The 17,858-nt window shown below is 63.0% G+C and carries 15 protein-coding genes; 10 read left to right on the plus strand and 5 right to left on the minus strand.

Translation table 11 applies throughout. The features are described 5' to 3' along the window. Nucleotides 1-11: 11 nt before the first annotated feature. Nucleotides 12-638, plus strand: a complete 627-nt coding sequence (locus D0544_RS00540; protein WP_125013812.1) for a class I SAM-dependent methyltransferase — start codon at nt 12-14, stop codon at nt 636-638. Here D0544_RS00540 and D0544_RS00545 read toward each other — a convergent pair. After that, a complete protein-coding gene (locus tag D0544_RS00545) occupies nt 635-1,804 on the minus strand; it encodes an alkane 1-monooxygenase (RefSeq protein WP_125013814.1) in 1,170 nt (389 codons plus the stop codon). The genes D0544_RS00540 and D0544_RS00545 overlap by 4 nt on opposite strands. 144 nt (nt 1,805-1,948) lie before the next feature. Between D0544_RS00545 and D0544_RS00550 the strand changes: the two genes are divergently transcribed. Beyond that, nucleotides 1,949-2,356 (plus strand): hypothetical protein, encoded by a 408-nt coding sequence (locus tag D0544_RS00550; RefSeq protein ID WP_125013816.1) that lies wholly within the window; start codon nt 1,949-1,951, stop codon nt 2,354-2,356. Nucleotides 2,357-2,358: 2 nt separating this feature from the next. Here D0544_RS00550 and D0544_RS00555 read toward each other — a convergent pair whose 3' ends face one another. Genes D0544_RS00555 through D0544_RS00565 form a run of 3 tightly spaced genes read right to left on the minus strand, consistent with a single transcriptional unit; the run spans nt 2,359 to nt 6,921 of the window. Next, entirely contained in the window at nt 2,359-3,393 is a 1,035-nt protein-coding gene (locus tag D0544_RS00555; protein WP_243647214.1) for a TAXI family TRAP transporter solute-binding subunit, read from the minus strand. Then, nucleotides 3,390-4,769, minus strand: a complete 1,380-nt coding sequence (locus tag D0544_RS00560) for a sigma-54-dependent transcriptional regulator (protein ID WP_125013818.1) — start codon at nt 4,767-4,769, stop codon at nt 3,390-3,392. Before D0544_RS00560 ends, D0544_RS00555 begins: the two co-directional genes overlap by 4 nt. After that, complete coding sequence (locus D0544_RS00565; RefSeq protein WP_164880775.1) at nt 4,738-6,921, minus strand: sensor histidine kinase; 2,184 nt, start codon at nt 6,919-6,921, stop codon at nt 4,738-4,740. Before D0544_RS00565 ends, D0544_RS00560 begins: the two co-directional genes overlap by 32 nt. Nucleotides 6,922-7,099: 178 nt before the next feature. Here D0544_RS00565 and D0544_RS00570 point away from each other — a divergent pair, with 178 nt between their 5' ends. Both D0544_RS00570 and D0544_RS00575 read left to right on the plus strand, forming a co-directional pair. Next, complete coding sequence (locus D0544_RS00570) at nt 7,100-8,305, plus strand: cytochrome-c peroxidase (protein ID WP_125013821.1); 1,206 nt, start codon at nt 7,100-7,102, stop codon at nt 8,303-8,305. Further along, nucleotides 8,302-9,816: a parallel beta-helix domain-containing protein gene (locus D0544_RS00575; RefSeq protein ID WP_243647215.1), complete on the plus strand. Its 1,515-nt coding sequence runs from the start codon at nt 8,302-8,304 to the stop codon at nt 9,814-9,816. The genes D0544_RS00570 and D0544_RS00575 overlap by 4 nt, the downstream gene beginning before the upstream one ends. 93 nt (nt 9,817-9,909) lie before the next feature. Here D0544_RS00575 and D0544_RS00580 read toward each other — a convergent pair whose 3' ends face one another. Next, complete coding sequence (locus D0544_RS00580; RefSeq protein ID WP_125013823.1) at nt 9,910-10,080, minus strand: DUF3012 domain-containing protein; 171 nt, start codon at nt 10,078-10,080, stop codon at nt 9,910-9,912. A 131-nt stretch (nt 10,081-10,211) separates the two neighbouring features. On the opposite strand from D0544_RS00580, the gene D0544_RS00585 reads away from it, so the two are divergent. The 6 genes from D0544_RS00585 to hybB all read left to right on the plus strand — a co-directional run bounded on the left by D0544_RS00585 (nt 10,212) and on the right by hybB (nt 17,783). Next, nucleotides 10,212-11,600 (plus strand): sensor histidine kinase, encoded by a 1,389-nt coding sequence (locus D0544_RS00585; protein ID WP_125013825.1) that lies wholly within the window; start codon nt 10,212-10,214, stop codon nt 11,598-11,600. Further along, the gene (locus D0544_RS00590) at nt 11,597-12,601 is read left to right on the plus strand and encodes an NADH-quinone oxidoreductase subunit B family protein (RefSeq protein WP_125013827.1); all 1,005 of its coding nucleotides are present in this window, start codon (nt 11,597-11,599) and stop codon (nt 12,599-12,601) included. Before D0544_RS00585 ends, D0544_RS00590 begins: the two co-directional genes overlap by 4 nt. Before the next feature lie 5 nt (nt 12,602-12,606). After that, a complete protein-coding gene (locus D0544_RS00595) occupies nt 12,607-14,058 on the plus strand; it encodes a nickel-dependent hydrogenase large subunit (RefSeq protein WP_125013829.1) in 1,452 nt (483 codons plus the stop codon). 470 nt (nt 14,059-14,528) lie between these two features. Beyond that, complete coding sequence (locus D0544_RS00600) at nt 14,529-15,662, plus strand: hydrogenase small subunit (protein WP_125013831.1); 1,134 nt, start codon at nt 14,529-14,531, stop codon at nt 15,660-15,662. Nucleotides 15,663-15,676: 14 nt separating this feature from the next. Beyond that, nucleotides 15,677-16,648, plus strand: a complete 972-nt coding sequence (hybA, locus tag D0544_RS00605; protein WP_125013833.1) for a hydrogenase 2 operon protein HybA — start codon at nt 15,677-15,679, stop codon at nt 16,646-16,648. After that, a complete protein-coding gene (hybB, locus tag D0544_RS00610; RefSeq protein ID WP_125013835.1) occupies nt 16,641-17,783 on the plus strand; it encodes a Ni/Fe-hydrogenase cytochrome b subunit in 1,143 nt (380 codons plus the stop codon). The genes hybA and hybB overlap by 8 nt, the downstream gene beginning before the upstream one ends. The last annotated feature ends 75 nt before the right edge of the window (nt 17,784-17,858 follow it).

Consider the following 17,858-nt stretch of genomic DNA (forward strand, 5'->3'; position numbering starts at 1 on the left):
AGAGTTATTGTATGTCCAGACTGTTTTCGATCTTCTATGACCGCATCATGCGCGAAACGGAGAAGGCTTGCCTGCGGGAGTGGCGGCAGGCGTTACTGGCGGATTGCCGCGGGCGCGTGCTGGAGATCGGCGCAGGAACCGGTGCCAGCCTGGAGTTTTATCCGCCACACCTCGATGAACTGCTGGTGTGTGAGCCGGATCCCGGTATGCGCGCTTTGCTGACGCAGCGGGTGGATAACGCGACCCTTCCTTTCACGGCATCGGTAGCGGATTTTGCCGGCGAGCGCCTGGAGGTGGGGGACGAGTCGATGGACGCAGTCGTCTCCAGCCTGGTGCTCTGTTCGGTGCAGCACCAGCGCGGTACCTTGCACGAGATCTACCGGGTGCTCAAACCGGGGGGGCAACTGTTTTTCCTGGAGCACGTTGCCGCAGAGGCGGGTAGCTCCCGGCACCGCTGGCAGCGCTGGATCGAGCCGGTCTGGAAACGGCTGGCGGGCAACTGTCACCTCACCCGTTGCACGGAGCAGGCGATGATCGAGGCCGGTTTTGAGATCGCCCAGGTGGAGCGTCAAAGCCTGCGCAAGGTGCCGGCGGTGGTACGTCCCTCCATCCGTGGAGTTGCCCGCAAACCCGCCTAGGGTGTCAGTCCGTAGGTGCGGATCAGTTGCTCTCGCCGCGCAGGATCAAAGTTGATGCGGCTGGCCTGTCCGCCGGCCCAGCGAACAAGGCGAGGATTCATCACCCGGAACCAGAGCGGGGGAAAATAGGCCAGTAGGAACATGCCGAAGTAGCCATTGGGCAGCTCGGGCAGGTTGCTGAAATGGCGCAGGGACTGGAAACGGCGGGCCGGGTAGGCGTGGTGGTCCGAATGGCGTTGCAGGTGGAACAGGGCCCAGTTGGAGAACAGGTGGTTGCTGTTCCAGGAGTGGTGCGGCTGGCAGCGCTCGTAACGACCGTTTTCCTGCTTCTGGCGCAGCAGCCCATAGTGCTCTACATAGTTGGCGGAGGTGAGCTGGAAGGCGCCCCACAGGGCGGTAATCGCCAGGAAGGGGATCATGATGGGGCCAAACAGCAGGATCAGGGTGGCGTACAGTGCCAGGGTGATCGCCAGCGGCTGCAGTATTTCGTTGCGGTAAGACCAGCGCGAGTAACCGCGTTTGGCCAGCCGTTCGCTCTCCAGTGCCCAGGCGCGGAACCAGCCCCCCGGCAGTTCGCGCAGGGCAAAGCGCCAGATGCTCTCACCCATGCGGGAGGATGCGGAGTCTTCGGGGGTGGCTACATTGCGATGGTGACCGAGGTTGTGCTCCAGGGTGAAGTGGCCGTAGCCCCCCAGAGAGAGCACCACTTTGGCCAGGTTTTTCTCGAGCCGGCTCGGCTTGTGGCCGATCTCATGGCCCAGATTGAGGCCGTAGCCGCACACGCCGCCGGTAGTGAGCGCCACGGCGATCAGCCCGTGCAGGGGGAGCTCATGGGTGCCCACGAACCAGGCCGCGGCGATAAAAAAGATCCACAGCAGCGGTACCAGGGCGTAGGTGATATAGCGGTAGTAGGGGTCCTTCTCCAGCAGCGGAACTACCTGCTCGGGTGGGTTGCTGGTGTCCTCTCCCAGCAGGGCGTCGAGCAGGGGGATGACCATGTAGTTGAAGGCAACCGGTATCCAGAGCACCCAGCTTTGACCACTGGCGAGGTAGAGTGCCGGGCCCAGCAGGGTAAGGCTGGGGACCAGCAGGGAGACAAACCAGCTGTATCGCTTGTGGTCCTGGTAGCGGGTGCCGTCTGCGGCGGTGAAGGTGGTGGCGAACATCAGGGGGTTACCTCCTCGTGGTCTGTCACCCAGTGTAGCAAGCCCGGTGGAGTTGCGTAGCGCAGCCGATTCGGCCGCGCAGGTAGACGCCGAACGGGCTACGCTGTAGGGCAGATCGTCAGAGGGTAACGCAGGAGTGGGTCTATGGGGGGGTGGCAGAAGGTGCACCTGTGGGTCGGTGCCATGGGGGTGCTGTTGTTTCTCGTTAGTGGTGCCTATATGAACAGCAATTTCCCCGACCTCTATGGGGGCAACATGATGGTGCGCATGATGTACCGGGCCAACCATGTCTACCTGCTGTTGGGCAGCCTGGTGAACCTGGGGCTGGCGATGGTAACCCTGGCTCCCCTTCTGGGTGCCTGGCGGTGGGTGCGCGGCGGGGCGTCGCTGCTGCTGGTGGTGGGAAACCTGTTGCTGTTGTTTGCCTTCTGGTGGGAGCCTGCGGCCCAGCGCATTGATCGACCGCTCACCTTCTGGGGGCTGATCCTGCTGATGGCCGGCACCGGCGCTTTGCTGCTGGCCTGGTTTAAGCGGGACGCCGAAACAGGCTGAGGCTACTGACCGGGCAGCAGGTGAGGAGGGATCAGCAGCCCCTGTTCGCGGTAGAAGCGGGCAGCCCCCGGATGCAGCGGCATGGGCAGTCCCTCGACCGCCTTGTCCAGTGCCATGTCGCGGGTGGCCGGATGGATACCGTGCAGGAAGCTCAGGTTCTCGTAGAGGGTGCGGGTAATCTCATAGACCGCCTGTTCGTCCACATCCGCCCGCACTGCCAGGAAGTTGGGCTGGGCGATGGTCTGCACCGGGCGCACCTGCCCGGGGTAGGTGTTAATCGGGATAACGTATCGGCTCCAGAGCTGGTACTGCTGGTTAACCCGCGCCAACTGCTGGTCGGTAAAATCCAGCAACCGTACCCGGTTACCGAGCCGGGTAAACACCTCATTCACGGCCGCTACGGGCACCCCCGCCGGCACGTTCATACCGTCGATCTCGCCGTTGATCAGCGCCTTGGCACTGGTACCGTAGCCCATCGAGAGCAGCTGTAGCCGGTCACTGTCGATGCCGTTGCTGCGCAGAATATGGTGGCCAGACCCTTCGGTTCCGGACTGCGCCTTGCCGAGGGAGAAGGGGCGCTGGTAGAGGTTATGGATATCCTCGATGCTGCCGCTGTGGGCCGCATCGGCGCGGATGATAAAGTGCTCGACGTTTTGCCACAGCATGCTCACCGAGCGCAGGTGGCTCTGGCGTTGCCCCAGGCCGCCATCGCCGTTCCAGGCCCAGGCGCCGTAGAGGCCCTGCAAGATAGCAAACTGGGCCTGGTTGCTGGCCAGTTGTTCGATATTTTCCGCCGACCCGGCGCTGCTCACCGCCCAGAGGCTGATCCCCTTTTGCGGTTGCAGGCGAATCTTGGTCAGGGTGGCAATAGCGACCCCCACCGGGTAGTAGGTACCGCCGGTGGAGGCCGTGGCCAGCTGGTAGGTGCGTTCCGGCTCGCCAGCGAGGCTGGCGAGGCTTCCCAGCAGTAGCGGTGCCAGCAGGGAGAGTCGGAGGAACCGCCGGCACGGGTGGATAAAGCGGCTGGCCGGACTCACGCTGACTCCTCGTTGCTGGGGAGGTAATCGGTGCGGTTAAGGGCGTATTTCTGCATCTTTTGGTTAAGGGTGCGGCGCGGCAGGTCCAGCTCACGCATCACCTCGGTAATATTGCCCTGGTGTTTGCGCAGGCTCTGTTGGATCAGGCTGCACTCGTACTGGTTCACCTTCTGCGCCAGGGATTGCTGGTAAGAGGCGGGCTGGGGCGGGTCGAAGGTGGAGGGCTTTTGCGCCAGCAGCTCATGGAGGCTGCGTTTTCCGAGCGCAAAGCGGGTGGCAATATTACGAAGTTCCCTCACGTTGCCAGGCCAGTGATGGCTCATCAGCAGCACCTGGTCATTCTCATCGAGTGTACGCTGCGGCAGGTTGTTGTCGCTGGCGGCGAGTTCACAAAAGTGGTTGAACAGCAGCGGAATATCCTCGCCCCGCTCCCGCAGCGGTGGGATATGGATCTCCGAGATATTCAGCCGGTAGTAGAGGTCCTGGCGGAAATCCTCCTGCTCCTGCAGGTTGACCTTACTCGCCGAGAGAATACGGTTATTGAGTTCTATGGTCTGGTTGGAGCCCAGCCGCTCAATGCGCTGCTCCTGAATGGCGCGCAGCACTTTGGTCTGCAGGTTGGACGGCATGCTCTCGATCTCATCGAAAAAGAGGGTGCCGCCGTTGGCGAACTCGAACTTGCCGATGCGTCGCCTGGCCGCGCCGCTGAAAGCCCCCGCCTCGTGGCCAAAGAGCTCCGACTCGAACAGGGGCTCAGGGATGGCGGCGCAGTTGAGGGCGACGAAGGGTGCGTTGGGGTGCTGGCCGTACTCGTGGATGCTCTGGGCCACCAGCTCCTTGCCGCTGCCGGTTTCGCCGTAGATCACGACGTGGGTGTTGAGGGCGGACACCTCGAGGATCTCCTGGTGCAGTTGGCGCATGGCCGGGCTCACCCCGAGCAGCTTGGCGCCAATACCACTTTGTTCGCGCAGGCGCTCACGCAGCTGCCGGTTCTGGGAGCGCAGGCGCAGCTGATCGAGGGCGCGCTCCAGGGTTTTCACCAGCCGCTGGGGATCAAAGGGTTTTTCGATAAAGTCGTAGGCCCCCGCCTGCACCGAGCGTACCGCCATATCCACATCGCCGTGGGCGGTAATCAGCACAATCGGTAGCTCCGGGCAGAGCGCAAGGGCGCGCTCCATCAGCTCCAGCCCGTCCATGTGGGGCATCTTGATGTCGCTCACCAGCACCCCCTCGAAGGGGGATTGCAGTCGTTGCAGGGCGAGCCGTGGGTCGGTGAAACACTCGGTCTCGAAGCCGGCCAGCTGCAGCCATTGTTCATTGGCGCGCAGCACCAGCTCTTCGTCATCAACCAGTATGATGGGTTTCGATGGATGCATCTTGTGTCCTGGCGTCATAAAGGGGCAGTTGGATACTGAAGGTAGCGCCGCCGTTGTCGTTGTTGCGGGCGTCGATCGAGCCGTCGAGGTCGCGGATGAAACCCGCCACGATCGAGAGCCCGAGCCCCAGCCCTTCACCGATTGACTTGGTGGTGAAAAAGGGCTCGAACAGGCGGTTGAGATGGCGGGCTTCAATGCCGCCTCCGTTGTCGTTAATGTGGATGGTCGCCTGCTGCCGCTGGCGGACAAATTCGCACAGTAGCTCAGGTTGGTCGCAGTGGGCCATCGACTCGAGGGCGTTCTTGATCAGGTTGGTCAGCACCAGTTGGATACGCCCCGAGTCAGCAGCGACCAGCAGGGGTTCCTCGGGGGCGCGTATGCTGAGTTTAACTCCACGCTGCTCGAAGCTCTGGCGAAACATCGGCAGTACCTGTTGCAGGGCGTTGACCAGGTTGACCGGGTTGCGCTCGGTTGGACGATTGTAGGCGTAGGTTTTGAGCTGCGTGGCGATGGTGCTGGTGCGCTCAGTCAGCTCCCGCAGCAGGCGCAGGTTGTCCTCCAGTCGGGCGCTGTCTCCCTGTTTGAGCAGCAGCTCGCTGGAGGCAAGGTAGGTACGCATTGCCGTCAGGGGCTGGTTGAACTCGTGGGCAATGGAGGTGGACATCTCCCCCAGGGCCGCCAGCTTGCTGGCCTGGATCAGCTCCTGCTGGGCCTCCTGCAGTTCGCGGGTGCGCTCCTCAACCCGCTGCTCGAGCAGCGCCTTGGCCCCCTGCAGCTGCTCCTCGGCCGCCTTACGGCGGCTGATGTCCACCAGGGTCACCAGGTAACTGGCGTCGGGCTGCAGGTCGATGGCGCTGATGGAGATGGCCAGGGGAACGCGGCTGCCATCCTCGCGGCTCACCCAGGTTTCGGTGGAGTGCAATGGCTGCTCGCGGACGGTAGCTGTGGGTGCCGTTTCTGGCCCTACCGCTACTGCCTGTTCCCAGCGTGGCTCAGGGATCAGCTGGTTAAAGTGGAGGGTTTGGCGAGAGCTCTCCCCCAGCCCGAGGATACGATGGCTCTGGGGGTTGAGGAAGCGGATCTCTCCCTCTGCGCTCAGCAGCATCAGGCCAACGTTGGTGTTGTTGATGATCGCCTGCTGGCGTTTACCGCTCTGCTCCAGCAGGTTACGGGCCTGGGCTCGGGAAGCGCGCTTGAGGCGGCGCTCGCGCACCAACGCGGCCACCAGCGCCAACAGCAGGATGCCGATGAGAGCGCTGGAGGCCACCCGGTTGGCAAAGCCGTAGACGGGCGTCAGGCTGGCCAGGTAGTGGATGGTCCAGTTGAGCTGGGGCAGGTGGAAGCTCTGGCGCAGGAACTCGGCCGAGCTGTCAGCGAGCTCCAGCTGGAAGCGGTCACTGCCGCCATCGAGCCGGCTTACCTTGGCGTGGAAGGGGCGCAGTTGTCGATCCCCATAGATGCGCTGGTTACGCAGCAACTGCAGGGTGGAGTCAAACAGGGGGTAGAGATAGCGGTAACGCCACTGGGGGCGCGAGGCCAGCACCACCACGCCATAGCCGTCACTGATCATCAGCTCGCTGTCGTTCTCCCCCCACTGCTCCTGCAGGGGGGTGAGATCAATACGCACCACGGCGGCACCGATCAGCTGCTCCCCGCTGCGAATTGGGTAGGCGAAGTAGTAGTCTGCCTGCTCCCCCTCGGTCGCAGCGGCATAGAAACTGCTGGCCTGGCCCTCCAGGGACTGCTGGAAATAGGGGCGATCACGATAGCTTTGCCCCACCAGACTGTCGCTGCTGCTCCAGTTGGAGCTGGCGACCACCTGCCCCTGGGCATCGAGCACGAAGATGGTGCTGGAGCCGGCCTGGCGGCTGTAGAGTTCGAGGGAGCGGTTGGCGCGGTTGCTGCGGGCGGAGGAGGGGGCGTGCAGCAGCTGCTGGACCTGTTCATTGTTGGCGGCCTCGAGCGCGATATAGCGGAACTGGCCGAGGGCGTTGTCGATGCTCTGGGCGTGCAGGGAAAGCTGCTTGGCGGTGCGCACTACCTCCCCCTGTAGCGCCCACTGCCAGCTCAGCTGCCAGGCGCTGGCAATCGCTGCGATGGCGAGTAGCAGCGGCAGCAGGAACAGTATCCAGCGGGTTCGGGGAAGGGGCAACGGGGGCTCCACGCAGAAGTGGTCAATGATTCTTGTGCCACTATAGAGGAGCCGGCGGGCGGGTAAAACCCGCAGAGGCCCAATTGCGTATTGAGGGCGGTCGGGGGAGCTGATAGGGTGCACGATAGTGCTAAATAAAATACGGAATGCACCCGGAATAACAGACGCAGGCGAGCCTATGACCTCTCTTTTCCGCCCTGTGGCAGCGACGGCGGCGCTGCTGGGCGCCGCACTCCTTCTCCCCGTCACGGGCATGGGCGCCGAATCCCCCATCATCCTCAGTACTCAGTGCCCGCCGGGATTCGAGCTTGACGGCGATAACCGTTGTCTGTTGAGAACCCTCTACCAGCAGTATGACTCCCCCCGTGGGGCCGGGGTGGGGGGCCTCAAGGTGGCGCTACCCGCCGTGCGCGATGGTTTCACACCCCAGCAGATCGACCTCGGGCGCTACCTCTTTTTTGATCCCATCCTCTCCGCCGATGCCAGCCTCTCCTGCGCCAGCTGCCACCACCCCGACAAGGGCTTTGCCGACGGCCGGGCCCGCTCCATCGGGGTCACGGGTGAGGCAGTGGGGCGCTCGGCGCCGGGGCTGTGGAATGTCGGCTTTATGAAACGACTGTTCTGGGATGCGCGTGCGTCGAGCCTGGAGGAGCAGGCCGAGGGGCCTCTCTACAGCCCCCAGGAGATGGGCAGCACCCCCGACGGGGTGTTGCGGAGACTGACTCAGGAGGGCGACTACCCGCGCCTGTTCAGCGAGGCCTTTGGTGGTGATGAGGGGGTCACGCTGGATCGTCTCTACCGGGCACTGGCGGCGTTTCAGTCTTCGCTGGTGTCGCTGAACAGCCGCTATGACCGCTACGCCCATGGCTACAAGGAGGCGCTGAACGCCCGCGAAATCGAGGGCATGAACGTGTTTCGCTCCTTCGTGGCCCGTTGCGCCGAGTGCCACACTCCGCCGCTATTCAGCAATCAGGAGATCGCCGTGATCGGCACCCCCGAACCCGAGGGGTTGTCCTTCGATGAGGGGGCGGCGGTGCCCACCGGTGACCCGAGCCTGGCCGGTGGCTTTAAGGTGCCCAGCCTGCGCAACATTGAGCTGACCGCCCCCTACATGCATTCGGGTCGCTTCGAGACCCTGTTTGAGGCCGCCGAGTTCTACACCAAGGGGCGAGGCCACGCGGTGCCCGAGGGGCGCGAACTCTACCTGCACTGGCACATCTGGGAGCCAGAGCTGAGCGACCGTGAGCTGGAGCGGCTGGTGGATTTTATGAAAGCCCTCACCGACGAGCGCTTTAAACCTGACGCACCGGATCGTCTGCCCTCGGGGTTGGCGCCGGTGCACAATAAAAATGAGCTTGCCCTGCAAGCGGGAGAGACCCCATGAAACGATCGACACGCTGGACCATCGCCGGTGTAGCGCTGGCTATTTTTGCCGCCGGCCACTTGGCCGGAAGAATGGCGCAGACGGCACCACCGATGGTGGTTCAGGTGGAGCGCTCTGCGGCTGCCACTACCGAGCTTAAGACGGTCGGTCAGCAGGTTGAGCGGCTACTGGCAGCTCGTCCCCAGGGCCAGGTGGTCGAGGTCCGCGAGGGGGCATCGATTCAGGAGGCGATCAACGCTGCCCAGCCCGGAGACCGGCTGATCATCTACCCCGGCACCTACCATGAGACGGTCTATATCGATAAGGACAGCATCACCCTCAGCGGGGTGATCGAGTCGGGACAGTGGCCCACCCTGGACGGTGAGGGGACCCGTAATGACGCCATTCTCTATTCCGGCAACGGCATCCTCATCGAAAACCTGAAGATAACCCGCTACAAGGGCAACGGCATCATGGGGCAGGCCGGCAACAACTTCGTGATCCGCAACAACTGGGTGATCGATACCGGCGTCTACGGCATCTTCCCCCAGTACGGGCGCAACGGTTTTATTGACCAGAACATCCTCACGGGTATCAAGGATGCGGCTATCTACGTGGGCATGTGTGACAACATCCATGTCTCCAGCAACGAGGTGTACGGCAACGTTGCCGGCATCGAGATCGAAAATAGCCGCCATGCGGTGGTGGAGGGCAACTACGCCCACGACAACACCGGCGGCATTCTTGCCTTTATCACCCCGGGGTTGCCGATCAAAACCACCAATGATGTGATCATTCGCGACAATTTCATCGTTAACAACAACATCCCTAACTTCGCCGAGCCGGGTTCCATCGTCGCCAATGTGCCCGCTGGCACCGGTATTATCATCATGGCGGCGGACGACGTTATGATTGAGGGGAACCTGATCACCGGCAACAAAAACGCCGGCATCATCATCAGCGATATGACCTTCGCCGAGAATCTGCCGAGCGATCCCGAGTCCGACCCCAATCCGGAGCGCATCCGTATCTACGACAACCTGATGCTGGATAACGGTGCCGAACCGATCGCCGAGGTGGTGGCCTTTGCGGCGACCCAGCTGGTGTTCGACAGCCGCGGCCCGGATATCCTCGATACCAAAGCCGATCCTGAGAGCTGCATTCACGATCGCCAGCGCTATCGCACGGCGGGGCTGTCGGATTACGGGGTGTGTGCGCCGGGGGGGACGGCGGAGGTGGTCTCCTACCTGCTGGATGAGCCGGTCGAGCCGCGCTCCATCACCATGGAGGACAAGGGCAAGCTGGCCTACTATGCCATCTGCGCTGGGTGCCACGCCTACGATATCCGCCTGATCGGCCCCAAGGTGACGGAGATACAGCGTTCCTACCAGAACAACCCTCAGGGTATAGTGGATTTCATCACCAGGCCGGTTAAACGTCGCCCCGATTATCCGGAGATGCCGCCCCAGGATTATCTCGATATGGAGGTGCGCCAGGCCGTAGCGCGTTACATGTTGCAGGTGAGCAAGTAAGTGTTGAGTCGGTAGTGGGCGGGTGGTGAGGCGGTAACCAGAGATCGCCCTCAGGGTGCTCCCCTGCCCCGGCGGACGGGGCAGGGGGGCACGTCAGAACACGCAGTGCTTGGTGTAGTCGGCTGCCTCGTTGGCGCTCCAGTCCCCCTTGGGCTTCTCCTTGAGCTCTTTACACCAGGCTTCGGACCCCACTTCCGGCGAGCAGGCGCTGATGAAAAAGACGCTGGAGAGCGTCAGTAGCAGTATCCCGATGGTTCGGTTCATAATGTACCTCTGTTTTTTTAGGAAGAGACCGGAGGTGTCGGCTCCGCACGGGCGTCAGCACACCTCCCCTTGTCGTCGGTGCTATCATAGCCGATCGGGTTTCGAGAACGCCATAACAGCAGGAAACGGACATGGTCAGCGGCAAACACAGAGGCGTCGAATCGCCAGCCCCGCTGGAGACGGTGGGCAGCAAGGAGAGGCTGTGCCCGGTGCTGGGGGGCGTCACCAGTGCGGCGACCGAGGATGCCTGGCTGGAGGTGATCGAGAAGATGGAGCAGGTCTACTCCCAGCTGATCAGCCATCAAGTGGAGCTGGAGCAGAAGAACGCCGAGCTCGAAAGCGCCTACCAGTTTATCAGCAGTGTGCAAACCGCGATGACCGACCTGCTGATTGTCTGCGACGAGCAGCTGCGTGTTTGCCAGGTTAACCGTGCGTTGATCTCTCTCACAGGGCTCAGCGAGGAGTCTCTGCTGGGGCGTGAGGTGGTCGAGTTGTTCTGCGATGAGTCCCGTAACGCCTTGCGCGATCTGCTGTCCAGGGCGCCGGTGGCACCGGTCTACGACTGCGAGCTCAATATCAAGGGGCGTTATGGTCGGGTGCCGTTGTCGATCAACTGCGCCCGTCGCACCGACAACCGGGAGCGGCTCGATGGTATGGTGCTGATCGGCCGCCACGTGGGCGAGCTCAGGCGCGCCTACGACGAGCTGAACCGCAGTCACGCCGAGCTCATGCTGGCCCAGCAGCAGCTGGTGAATTCCGAGAAGATGGCCTCCCTGGGGCGGCTGGTCGCCGGCGTAGCCCACGAGCTCAACAATCCCATCAGTTTTGTCTACGGCAACACCCACGCTCTGGCGGGTTACGGCAAGCGACTGCAGCAGTTTTTTGCCGCCCTCAGGGAGAATCCCCAGCCCGAGGAGATGGCACGTCTACGGGAGAGCCTCAGGATCGACCGCCTGGTGGCGGACCTGCCTAACCTGCTCGACGGCTCCATGGAGGGGGTGGAGCGGGTGCGAGATATTGTATCGGACCTGCGCCAGTTCTCTGCGGGCCAGGGGCAGGAGACAGCCCCCTTTGACCTGGTGCACGTGGTCGAGACCGCGATTCGCTGGGTGACCAGTGAGCGTGAGGGGGTGGCCAGGGTTAGCCTGGAGGCGCCACCCAGCCTGACCCTGGAGGGGCATGCGGGTCATATCCAGCAGTTGTTGATGAACCTGCTGCAAAACGCCCTGGATGCGGTGGAGTCCGTCGAGCAACCGAGTATTGAGGTGCTGCTGGAGCTGGAAGGGGAGCAGGCACTGTGCCGGGTGCGGGATAACGGCTCCGGCATCGCGGAGACGGACCTGCCCCACCTGTTTGAGCCGTTCTTTACCACCAAGGAGATCGGCAAGGGGACCGGACTGGGGCTGGCCCTGAGTTATAACTTTGCAGTGGAGCACGGCGGTGATCTGCAGGCGGAGAACCACCCCCAGGGGGGAGCAATCTTCACCCTGAAGCTGCCCCTGCCGGAGGCGAAGCGATGAAAACCTTTACCCTCTTGTGGTTGCAGGCCTGCGGTTGCGGTGGCTGCACCATGTCCCTGTTGTGTGCGGAGTCACCGCCCCTGTTTGATCAGCTGCGCTGGCAGGGGATTGAGCTGCTGTGGCACCCGGCCCTGAGCGAGGCCAGTGGTGCCTCGGTGCGCGACCTGCTGCAGCGCCTCGAAACGGGCGAGCAGCCACTGGATCTGCTCTGTGTGGAGGGGGCCATTGCCCGGGGGCCCCATGGTAGCGGCAACTTTAGCCGCTTGGCCGGCACCGACCGTTCGATGTTGAGCTGGGTCAAAGCCCTTGCGGGCCGTGCCCGTTATACCCTGGCGGTGGGCAGCTGCGCCGCCTACGGCGGGGTCAGTGCCAGCGGGGGGAACCCCTCCGATGTCAGTGGCCTGCAGTACGAGGGTGAACGCCTCGGTGGCGTGCTGGGGGCCGATTACCGCTCCGCAGGGGGGCTGCCGGTGATTAATATATCCGGCTGCCCGATCCATCCCCAGTGGGTGCTGGAGACGATGATGAGCCTGGTGCGGGGGGAGATGGTGCCGGAGGAGCTCGATGCCCTGGGGCGCCCCCGGCTCTTCAGCGACCACCTGGTGCACCACGGCTGCCCTCGCAACGAATACTACGAATACAAGGCCAGCGCCCAGCAACACTCCCAGCTGGGTTGCCTGATGGAGCATCTGGGGTGCATGGCGACCCAGGCCCATGGGGACTGCAATATTCGCCTGTGGAACGGCGAGGGCTCCTGCACCCGCGGTGGCTATGCCTGCATCAACTGTACGGCCCCTGAGTTCGAAGAGCCGGGCTACAGCTTTCTCAGTACCCCCAAGGTGGCGGGCATCCCGATCGGCCTGCCCACCGATATGCCCAAGGCCTGGTTCGTGGCGCTCTCCTCGCTGTCGAAGGCGGCCACCCCGGCGCGCCTCAGGGAAAACGCGGTGGCTGACCACAAGCTGGTGGCCCCCAAGATCTACACCAAAAAGAAGCGGTAGCAACTGTGAGTCAACGAATTATTGGTCCCTTTAGTCGGGTCGAGGGCAACCTGGAGCTGCGCTTACAGATAGAGGACAACCGGGTGCGGGAGGCGCGGGTGTCGTCGCAGATGTACCGCGGTTTCGAGCGGATGCTGGTGGGACGTAAACCCCAGGATGCGCTGGTGATCACCCCGCGGATCTGCGGCATCTGTTCGGTTTCGCAGTCGGTGGCGGCGGCGTCGGCACTGGCCATCCTCAGCGGGGCCACGCCGCCCCCCAACGGCGAACTGGCCACCAACCTGATCCACGGCTGCGAGAACCTGGCCGATCTGCTCACCCATTTCTACCTGTTTTTTATGCCCGACTTCGCCAACCCTGCCTACCGGGACGAGCCCTGGTACGGGGAGGCGGCCGGTCGTTTCCGCGCGCTCGAGGGGGAGGCCGCGGCGGAAGCCCTGCGCGCCCGTGCCGAGTTGCTGCACCTGATCGGCCTGCTGGCGGGCAAATGGCCCCATAGCCTGGCGATCCAGCCGGGCGGGACCACCCGCTCTGTCGATGCAGGGGAGCGCCTGCGCCTGCTCTCCATCCTGCGACGTTTCCGCGCCTTTCTGGAGAAGGTGACCTTCGGTGCCCCCCTCGAAGCGCTGGTTGAACTGGACAGTGCCGGGCAGCTGCAGCGCTGGTCCCAATCCCCGGCCGTGGCCGCCAGCGATATGGGGCGCTTTCTCGACCTATCCGAACGGCTCGGTCTGTCGGCACTGGGCAAAGGGGGTGGGCGCTTTATGAGCTACGGCGCCTATCCGCAGGCGGGGGCGCACCTGTTTTCCAGCGGCCTCTTCAGCGACGCGCTTAAGGTGCTGGATACCGAGGCCATCGCCGAGGATGTCAGTCACAGCTGGATGCGCCCCGCGCCGCCGTTGCACCCCCGCAACGGGGAGACCCAGCCCCTGGCTGACCGCGCCTCCGCCTACAGCTGGTGCAAGGCACCGCGGCTGGACGGACAGGTGGTGGAGGTGGGGGCGCTGGCGCGGCAGCTGGTGGATGGTAACCCGCTGGCGCTGGACCTGAATGCCACGGAGGGGGCCAATGTTCACAGCCGGGTGGTGATGCGTCTGTGGGAGATGGCGCGCCTGCTGCTGGCGATGGAAGACTGGGCCGACGCCCTGGTGCCCAACGAGCCCTTTTTCCGGGCCGGCCTCTCGGCGCCCCAGGAGGGTGAAGCGGTGGGTATGGTGGAGGCGGCGCGGGGCAGCCTGGGACACTGGATGCGTGTGCGCAACGGCCTCATCGACCACTACCAGATCATCGCCCCCACCAGCTGGAACTTCTCGCCACGGGATGCCAACGGGCAGCCCGGCGCCCTCGAGCAGGCCCTGCGCGATGCCCCGGTGCGGGCGCTGGATGGAGAAAATCCGGTGGCGGTGCAGCACATTGTGCGCTCCTTCGACCCCTGTATGGCCTGCACCGTCCATTGACCGGATCGCAGGGCATGTCAGCCGTCCTTCTGTATAGCGGGTTCCATTGGGGCGCCGACCGTTAGGGGTTCTTCCCCTCCCCCCATTCCTGTGCGCCTTCATGAATGAGCCACTCGCCCCGCCCGTCACTGGCGTTTAATTCCCCCTGTGCCTTTACTTGGGTGGTAGCGAAGTATCCATGCTTTGGTCTAAAAGTGGAAACTGACTTACTTGATCTCTTCGGCTGTCATTACAGGGTATGTTTATTAAATTATTGTTAATAAAAGGTATTTTGTTTTTATTTTCGCGTTCTTATAGGTGGCGTGCTTTTTGCTTTAGCTATTGATCCGGGTTGGATTTGATAACCAAGTTTTCATTTTTTTCCCAGGGGTTAAAACAATGACCGTAGGGTGCACCCGGCCTGGGGGTGGGTGAGTTCGCCGCACAGCGAGCCGGGGCACTGAAACGCGATGGGCTAGAGGAAGCGCACGATGACACACGACCGTGAAATAGAGGATTTGGCGAGCCGCTTGGGGGTGACTCGCCGGACATTCATGAAATTCTGTACCGGCATGGCGGCCACCCTGGGGCTTTCCGGTGGCGCAGCGATCCAGCTGGCCCACGCCGTTGCCCAGCAACGCCGGCCCTCGGTGATCTGGCTCTCTGGACAGGAGTGCACCGGCTGTACCGAGTCCTTGCTGCGCAGCACCCATCCGACCCTCGAAACCCTGATCCTGGACCAGATCTCGTTGGATTACAGCGAGGCGCTGAGCGCCGCCGCCGGCCACCAGGCCGAAGAGGCCAAGCACACGGCGATGAAGGAGAACTGGGGCAAGTATCTGCTGGTGGTGGAGGGTTCCATCCCCACTAAAGATGGCGGTATCTACTGCAAGATCGCCGGCAAGACCATGCTGGAGCACGTCAAGGAGGCGGCCGAGGGGGCTGCCGCCATCGTCGCGATCGGCTCCTGCGCCTCCTGGGGTGGCGTGCCCTCGGCCGGCCCCAATCCCACCGGTGCCACACCGGTGCATGAGATCCTGCCCGACAAGACCATCATCAATATTCCGGGCTGTCCCCCCAACCCCTACAACTTCCTCTCCACGGTGATGCAGTTCCTCACCTATGGCACCCTGCCGGAGCTGGACCAGCTCAACCGTCCCAAGTTTGCCTATGGTCGCCTGATCCACGAGAACTGCGAGCGCCGCGCCCACTTCGATGCGGGACGTTTTGCAACCGAGTTTGGGGATGATGGCCACCGCGCCGGCTGGTGCCTCTACAAGCTCGGGTGCAAGGGCCCCGAAACCTTCGCCAACTGTCCCTCCATCGAGTTCGGCGATGTGGGCGGTGGTGCCTGGCCCGTGGGCGTGGGAGCGCCCTGCTTCGGCTGTACCGAGAAGGGCGTCGGTTTTGAGAAGGCGCTGTACGACCTCGCCACCGTCACCACCCATACCCCGCCCGATATGCTGCCGCCGGTCGCTCCGGTGCAGGGTGAGGGTGCCAGTGCCGGTGCCGCTGCGCTGCTGGGCGCGGTAGCCGGTGCCGTAGTCGGTGCGACCGCCATGACGGTGCGTCAACTGGGGCGCAGCGAAGGGGCTGAATCCTCCTCTCACACTGACGACAACTAAGGCCGGGGGGATCTATGAAACGACGTGATTTTCTCAAGGCGGCGGGTACCGGGGCGCTGATCGCCACCAGTGCCGGAACCGCTTCGGCGCGGGACAACCTGCCGGTATCGGAGGAGGCCGTGGGCATGCTCTACGACGCCACCCTCTGTATCGGCTGTCGTGCCTGTGTGGTCAAGTGCAAAGAGATCAACGAGATGCCTCCCGAGCTGGTAGAGGGGGCCGAGCAGTGGGATATGGCAGAGGAGCTGTCGGCCGACACCCTCACCATCATCCAGGCCTACAATGGCGCCACCGGCGGTAACGCCGCCCGACTGGAGGATGGCACTTTCTCCTTCAGCAAGCGCCAGTGCATGCACTGTGTGGATGCCGGCTGTGTTTCCGTGTGTCCGGTCAAGGCGATGAAGAAGGACCCCAAAACCGGTATCGTCAGCCACGACCCCGACGCCTGCATTGGTTGTCGTTACTGTGTGATGGCCTGTCCCTACAACGTGCCCAAATACGAGTACGATGAGGCCTTCGGCCAGATCCAGAAGTGCCAGCTCTGCAACCAGAAGGGGGTGGAGCGGATCGATCAGGGCCAGATCACCGGCTGTACCGAGGTCTGCCCCACCGGCGCCAATATCTTTGGCACCCGCAAGGAGTTGCTGGCCGAGGCCAAGCGCCGACTGCAGCTGAAAAAGGGCGATACCTACCGCTACCAACTCAGCAGTATCGACTCCCCCCACACCTACGAGACTCAGGTCAAGGCGGACTACCAGCAGCACATCTTCGGTGAAAAGGAGGGAGGGGGTACCCAGGTGCTGGTGCTGGCGGGGACGCCGATCACCAACCTGGGCTTGCCGGAACTGCCGGAACGATCCTACGCGGCCAACTCCGAGACAGTACAGCACACCCTCTACGGCGGCATGATCGCACCGGCGGGCATCCTGGCGGGGCTGATCTACCTGGCTCGCCGCAACACCAAGGGAGGTGACCACGATGAGTAATCAGTATCAACGGCTGGATCACAAGATTGTTACCCTTCCGTTTGTGTTCCTGTGTCTGCTGATCGGCATCACGGCGCTGATTCTGGTCGAGCGCTTTGTGTTTGGCCTGGGAGCGGTGACCAATCTTAATGATGGTTACCCCTGGGGGGTCTGGGTCGTTTATGACGTCATCATCGGCACTGGCTTCGCCACCGGTGGCTGGGCGTTGGCGATGGTGGTCTATATCGCCAACAAGGGCAAATACCACCCGCTGGTCCGCCCTGCACTGCTGGCCAGCCTGTTCGGCTACAGCCTGGGTGCTTTCTCTGCCTTCGTCGATATGGGGCGTTACTGGCAGGCCTACAACATGTTCCTGCCCTGGCAAATGAACTTCAACTCGGTGATGCTGGAGGTGGGGCTCTGTGTGACCGCCTACACCATCATCCTGGTGTTGGAGTTTGCGCCGGCCTTCCTGGATCGCTTCAAGGCACCGCGCCTTAAGGAGCTGCTGGACCGCTGGCTATTCGTGATCCTGGGGCTGGGGGTCTTGCTGCCGGCCATGCACCAGTCCTCCCTCGGCTCCATGCTGATCGCCGCCGGCCACAAGGTGGATCCGCTCTGGCAGTCGGTCTCGCTGCAGCCTCTGTTTGCGCTGATCACCGCCATCGCCATGGGTTTCTCCATCGTCATCTTCGAGGCGTCGCTGGTGACCGCCGGTTATCGTCGCCCTTCGGAGACCCATCTGCTGAAGGGGCTGGGCAAGATCATCGTTTACCTGCTGGTGGGCTATTTCGTGCTGCGTTTTGGCGACCTGCTGCTGCGCGGAGAGCTGGGACGCGCCTTCGCCGGCGATTTGCGGGGCAATATGTTCCTTATTGAAACCCTGCTGTTCCTGACGCCGCTGGTGATCCTGCTGTCGCCCAAACGCCGCAGCAGTGGTGCGCAGCTGATGATCGCCGCGGTCAGCCTGCTGCTGGCCGGTGCCCTGTTCCGCGCCAACGCCTTCATGATCGCCTGGCACCCGGGGGGAGGCTACGTCTACTTCCCCTCCACCAAGGAGTTATTGCTGAGCATCGGCTTTATCGCCATCGAGCTGGCCGGCTACCTGGCCATCGTCAAATGGCTGCCGGTACTGCCCAAAGTAGAGCACGCCTGAGCCCGGCTCGGCACCAGAAAACATTGAATTGATCGCGGCGCCCCGGGGCGTCGCATCCCAAGAGACACAGGAGAG

Origin of the sequence: Aestuariirhabdus litorea, from assembly GCF_003864255.1 — a bacterium.
Classification (GTDB): domain Bacteria; phylum Pseudomonadota; class Gammaproteobacteria; order Pseudomonadales; family Aestuariirhabdaceae; genus Aestuariirhabdus; species Aestuariirhabdus litorea.

Excerpts from the sequence above, each read along its gene's own strand:
- D0544_RS00540 (WP_125013812.1), top strand. The coding sequence starts at position 12 with ATGTCCAGACTGTTTTCGATCTTCTATGACCGCATCATGCGCGAAACG.
- D0544_RS00545 (WP_125013814.1), bottom strand. The coding sequence starts at position 1,804 with ATGTTCGCCACCACCTTCACCGCCGCAGACGGCACCCGCTACCAGGAC.
- D0544_RS00550 (WP_125013816.1), top strand. The coding sequence starts at position 1,949 with ATGGGGGGGTGGCAGAAGGTGCACCTGTGGGTCGGTGCCATGGGGGTG.
- D0544_RS00560 (WP_125013818.1), bottom strand. The coding sequence starts at position 4,769 with ATGCATCCATCGAAACCCATCATACTGGTTGATGACGAAGAGCTGGTG.
- D0544_RS00570 (WP_125013821.1), top strand. The coding sequence starts at position 7,100 with ATGACCTCTCTTTTCCGCCCTGTGGCAGCGACGGCGGCGCTGCTGGGC.
- D0544_RS00575 (WP_243647215.1), top strand. The coding sequence starts at position 8,302 with ATGAAACGATCGACACGCTGGACCATCGCCGGTGTAGCGCTGGCTATT.
- D0544_RS00580 (WP_125013823.1), bottom strand. The coding sequence starts at position 10,080 with ATGAACCGAACCATCGGGATACTGCTACTGACGCTCTCCAGCGTCTTT.
- D0544_RS00585 (WP_125013825.1), top strand. The coding sequence starts at position 10,212 with ATGGTCAGCGGCAAACACAGAGGCGTCGAATCGCCAGCCCCGCTGGAG.
- D0544_RS00590 (WP_125013827.1), top strand. The coding sequence starts at position 11,597 with ATGAAAACCTTTACCCTCTTGTGGTTGCAGGCCTGCGGTTGCGGTGGC.
- D0544_RS00600 (WP_125013831.1), top strand. The coding sequence starts at position 14,529 with ATGACACACGACCGTGAAATAGAGGATTTGGCGAGCCGCTTGGGGGTG.
- hybA (WP_125013833.1), top strand. The coding sequence starts at position 15,677 with ATGAAACGACGTGATTTTCTCAAGGCGGCGGGTACCGGGGCGCTGATC.
- hybB (WP_125013835.1), top strand. The coding sequence starts at position 16,641 with ATGAGTAATCAGTATCAACGGCTGGATCACAAGATTGTTACCCTTCCG.